This window comes from Streptomyces malaysiensis subsp. malaysiensis, from assembly GCF_040653035.1.
Classification (GTDB): Bacteria; Actinomycetota; Actinomycetes; order Streptomycetales; family Streptomycetaceae; genus Streptomyces; species Streptomyces malaysiensis.
In genome coordinates this window covers 123,063-128,008 of record NZ_JBEZNG010000014.1, presented here as the reverse complement: position 1 = coordinate 128,008, position 4,946 = coordinate 123,063, and the positions used below count along the sequence as shown (strand labels likewise).

4 protein-coding genes are annotated in these 4,946 nt (G+C 69.8%); 3 read left to right on the top strand and 1 reads right to left on the bottom strand.

Annotated features, from left to right (window positions below; all coding sequences use genetic code 11):
* Positions 1–255 precede the first annotated feature (255 nt).
* Positions 256–1,293, bottom strand: a complete 1,038-nt coding sequence (locus AB0E24_RS26370; protein ID WP_359380528.1) for an ornithine cyclodeaminase family protein — start codon at positions 1,291–1,293, stop codon at positions 256–258.
* A gap of 189 nt (positions 1,294–1,482) precedes the next feature.
* Here AB0E24_RS26370 and AB0E24_RS26365 point away from each other — a divergent pair, with 189 nt between their 5' ends.
* The 3 genes from AB0E24_RS26365 to AB0E24_RS26355 are packed head-to-tail and all read left to right on the top strand — an operon-like array spanning position 1,483 to position 4,918.
* Positions 1,483–2,511 carry an FkbO/Hyg5 family chorismatase gene (locus AB0E24_RS26365; protein WP_359380526.1) on the top strand — a complete coding sequence of 343 codons (1,029 nt, stop codon included), beginning with the start codon at positions 1,483–1,485 and terminating at the stop codon, positions 2,509–2,511.
* 34 nt (positions 2,512–2,545) lie between these two features.
* A complete protein-coding gene (locus AB0E24_RS26360) occupies positions 2,546–3,712 on the top strand; it encodes a C9 hydroxylase cytochrome P450 (RefSeq protein WP_359380524.1) in 1,167 nt (388 codons plus the stop codon).
* Between the two features lie 24 nt (positions 3,713–3,736).
* A complete protein-coding gene (locus tag AB0E24_RS26355) occupies positions 3,737–4,918 on the top strand; it encodes a C9 hydroxylase cytochrome P450 (protein WP_359380522.1) in 1,182 nt (393 codons plus the stop codon).
* Positions 4,919–4,946: the final 28 nt, after the last annotated feature.

Genomic DNA, 4,946 nt, shown 5'->3' with positions numbered 1-4,946 from the left:
GCCGCGCGGCTGGACGAGCTGAGCGCCGCCGACCTCGACGGCGCCGGTGTGTACGCCCTGCTCGAGGAGATCGACGAGCTGGACGACGAGGACTTGGACATGACCGAGGAGGAACACACCGCCATCTCCGAGCTGCTGACAAAGCTCTCCGCCAAGTGGAGCCGATGACGCGGCTGATGCTGGGCAGCACCGCCGCCGGCCAGGCGTGGCCGGCGAGGCGCCGCCCAACGGCGCGCGCTCTCGCGGCGGTGAACCTCAGCCCTGCAACGAGTACGGGTCGAGGACGTCCTCGGGAGTGGACTCGATGGCCATCTTCTGACCGAGGCCGAGTTCGTCGGCGAAGCCGAGCAGCACGTCGAACGCGATGTGGTCGGCGAACGCGCTGCCGGTCGAGTCGAGAACACTCAGGTTTTCCCGGTATGCGACGGCAGTCTCGGGCGCCGCGCACAGCTCGGCCAGGGACGGGCCGAGGTCCCGGTCGGGCAGCTGCTGGAACTCGCCCTCGGCCCGTGCCTGCCCGGGGTGGTCGACGCAGATGAACGCCTCGTCCAGCAGCGCCCGGGGCAGCTCGAATTTGCCCGGCTCGTCCGCACCGACCGCGTTGATGTGCAGATGCTGTAGGCGCGGCGCCGCCGGAACGACCGGTCCCCCACCGGCCGGCACCGACGTCACCGTGCAGAGGACGTCCGCCGAGGCGGTCGCGGTCGCCGCGTCGGTGACCTCGACGGGCAGGCCGAGGAAGCCGGCCCGGCCCACGAACGACGCCGCGTGCTCGGGCTTGATGTCGCTGACCAGGATGCGCTCGAGCGGAAGGATGCGGCTGAGCGCGTGCGCCTGGGTGACCGCCTGGGCGCCGGCGCCGACCAGGGCGAGGGTGGTGCTGCCGGGCCGGGCGAACAGCCGGGTGGCGATGGCGGCGACCGCGCCGGTCCGCATGGCGGTGATGGCGCCGGCGTCCGCCAGCGCGACCAGGCTGCCGCTGTCGTCGTCGAATCGCGTCAGTGTTCCGACGATTGTCGGCAGGTGCAGACGTTCGGGATTCCGCGGGCTGTAACTGACCGTCTTCATCGTCACGCCCGCACCCGCCGCGCGATGGGGCATGAATTCGATGACGCCGGGAACGTTGCCGTCGCGGGTGAATCCGGTGCGCGGTGGCGGCCCGCCGACCTCACCGCGGCCCAGCCGCGCGAAGGCGCTGTACAACTCGCTGATCAACCGGTCCATCAGGACATCGCGGCCGACGACCGAGAGGATCCGCTTGATGTCGCGCTGGCACAGAATCCTGGTTTGCACGTGTTCCCTCTCCCATGGCAATAACCATTCACGAAACGCATTCATCGGGGACTCACGCCCAAATAATGGGAACGCTAGCAGCCGGTCGGCGACCATAACCCCCCGATGATCCCCCTGAATCGCCCGGCGATTACCAGCGCCCGTTCTAGGGGGTTGCGGGGAGTGGCGCGCACATATTTCGCTGTGCTGGTGCGTACCCCAGGACCGCGAAGGCGGTCGAGACGATCAGCCACGCCGCACTGCTCCTTCGAGAAGATCGCGTCGCCCGACCTCGCCGACGACGAGACGGTGCTCGGCGTCATCGAACACCGCACCGGGCACAGCGGGGTGGCCCTGATCGACGGCCGCCCGCACACCGCGGTGCACACGACCACCGACGAGAGCGAGTCGTTCGCCGAGGTGTGGCGGGTGGACGGTCCGAAGGAGTCGGGCAGCCACGGCGGCATCGCCTGGGCCCGGACGGCCGACTATCTCTTCGGCGTCGCCCGGGTTCCGGAGGGAGACCGGTACGCGGACGGCACCACGGCCGTCTACACCGGGATCTTCGACCTGATCGGCGAGCTGGGACACCCCCGGCTGGCCCGGACCTGGAACTACGTCAGCGGCATCAACACGCTGAACGCCGACGGCATGGAGGTCTACCGCGACTTCTGTGTGGGCCGCGCCGAAGCGCTGGACGCCCGCGGGGTCGAACCGGCCGGCATGCCGGCGGCAACCGGCATCGGCACCCACGGCGGCGGCATCGCCTGCTACTTCCTCGCCGCCCGCGCCGGTGAGCGGGTCAACCTGGAGAACCCCGCCGTGCTGACGGCTCACCGCTACCCACGGCAGTACGGCCCCCGCCCGCCGATCTTCGCCCGCGCCACCTGGCTCGCGCCGCCCGGATCGGACGACGGCCGGCTCTATGTCTCGGCGACCGCCGGCATCCGCGGCCACGAGACCGTGCACCACGGGGACGTCGCCCGGCAGTGCGACGTGGCGCTGGAGAACATCGCCCAGGTGATCAGTGCCGAGAACCTGCGGCGGCACGGGCTTCGGCGGGGGTACACGCTGGCCGACGTCGACCACCTGAAGGTCTACGTACGACACCGCGAGGACGTTCGGGCCGTACGCCGGATCTGCGCCGAGCGGTTTTCCCGCGAGGCCACAGTGGCCGTGCTGCACACCGACATCGCACGCACCGACCTCCTGGTCGAGATCGAGGGAGTGGTGGCGTGACCGCACCTGCCCGCCCACATCTGGAGGACCGCCGATGAGCACCGAGGTTCAACAAGAGACCACCCCCGTCGGCCGCTGCCCGTTCGCGATCCAGGACGAGCAGCGCGCGCTGCTGGACAGCGGCGTCATCGGCTCGTACGACCTCTACGGCGTCAAGCACTGGCTGCTGGCCTCGGCCGAGGACGTCAGGCTGGTCACCAACGACCCCCGGTTCAGCTCGGCCGTGCCGTCCGAGGTGCTGCCCATCGACCGCCCGGGCTGGTTCTCCGGCATGGATTCGCCGGAGCACAACCGCTACCGGCAGAAGATCGCCCGCGACTTCACCCTCCGAGCGGCCCGCAAGCAGGAGGAGATCGCGATCCGGGTGGCGAATGCCTGCCTCGACGACATCGAGGCGGCCGGACCCGGCACCGACCTGATCCCCGGCTACGCCAAGCGCCTGCCCTCCGAGGTCATCAACGAGGTCTACGGCCTGAGCGAGGAGGAGGGCGCCGCGCTCGAGGCCAGCATGCGGGCCGTCGTCGGCGCCACCGACATGGCCGCCATCAAGACGCTGAGCAACGAGTTCTTCACTCACGCGGTGTCGCTGGTCCGCCTCAAGCGGGACCAGCAGGGCGACCGGCTGCTGCACCGGCTGGCCGAGGCCGGCGACGACGAGGTCCTGCTCAGCGAGGAAGAGGCGACCGGTGTGTTCGCCGTGCTGCTGTTCGCCGGGCACGACTCGGTGCAGCAGATGGTCGGCTACTGTTTGTACGCGCTACTGGCCCATCCCGAGCAGCAGGCGGCCCTACGGGCGAACCCGGATCTGATCGACGGCGCGGTCGAGGAGATGCTGCGCTATCTGCCGCTCAACCCGCTGGGCGTCCCGCGGGTCTGCGTCGAGGACGTCGAGCTGCACGGGCAGACCATCAAGGCCGGTGACAACGTCATCCCGCTCTACTCCACGGCCAACCGGGATCCCAAGGCGTTCGACGAGCCGAACACCTTCGACGTCACCCGCCGGCCCGAGCAGCACCTCGCGTTCGGGCACGGCATCCACAAGTGTCCCGGCCAGCATCTCGCCCGTGTGCTGATCAAGGTCGCGGCGCAGCGTCTGTTCGAGCGTTTCCCGGACATACGCCTGGCCGGCGACGTGCCGATGAACCCCACGGGCCTGTTCAGCCCGGCCGAGTTGCAGGTCACCTGGGGTCCGGCCGCCTGACCCCGCCTACCTGGAGGACCACTGATGAGTACCGAGGTTCAGCAAGAGAGCAAACCCACCGATCGCTGTCCGTTCGACCTCGAGCAGGGGCAGCGCGCGCTGCTGGACAGCGGCGTGATCGGCTCGTACGACCTCTTCGGCGTCAAGCACTGGCTGCTGGGCTCGGCCGAGGACGTCAAGCTGGTCACCAACGACCCCCGGTTCAGCTCGGCGGCGGCGGCCGGGATCATGCCTGACGAACGCCCCGGCTGGTTCTCCGGCATGGACTCACCCGAGCACAACCGCTACCGGCAGAAGATCGCCCGCGACTTCACCCTCCGAGCGGCCCGCAAACAGGAGGAGATCGTCGTCCGGCTGGCCGACGCCTGCCTCGACGACATCGAGGCGGCCGGACCCGGCACCGACCTGATCCCCGGCTACGCCCGACGCCTGCCGTCCCAGGTCATTAACGACCTCTACGGCCTCACCGAAGAGGAGGGCGCCGCGCTCGAGGCCAAGATGGAGGCCGTCGTCGGCGCCACCGCCGACAACACCGACCTGGAGGCATCGGCGCGGGTGCTGGGTGAGTTCTTCGCCCACGCTCTGTCTTTGGTACGCGCGAAGCGCGACCAGCCGGGCGACCGGCTGCTGCACCGGCTGGCCGAGGCCGGCGACGACGAGATCCTGCTCAGCGAGGGCGAGGCGACCGGTGTGTTCGCCGTGCTCCTGCTGGCCGGCCACGGCTCGGTACAGCAGATGGTCGGCTACTGCTTGTACGCGCTACTGGCCCACCCCGAGCAGCAGGCGGCCCTACGGGCGAACCCGGATCTGATCGACGGCGCGGTCGAGGAGATGCTGCGGTTCCTGCCGCTCAACACCCTGGGCATCCCGCGGATCTGCGTCGAGGACGTCGAGCTGCACGGCCAGACCATCAAGGCGGGCGACAACGTCATCCCGTTGTACTCCTCGGCCAACCGCGATCCGGGCGTCTTCGACGAGCCGGACACGTTCGATATCACCCGCAAGCCGGAACAGCATCTCGCGTTCGGGCACGGCATCCACAAGTGCCCGGGTCAGCACCTCGCCCGGCTGCTGATCAAGGTCGCCGTGCTACGCCTGTTCGAGCGCTTCCCGGACGTACGGCTCGCCGGTGAGGTGCCGATGAACGAGCACCACGGCCAGTTCGGCCCGGTCGAACTGCGGGTCACCTGGGGCGCGGCCGCGTGACCGGCGTCCGGACCGCGTCACCCGTACG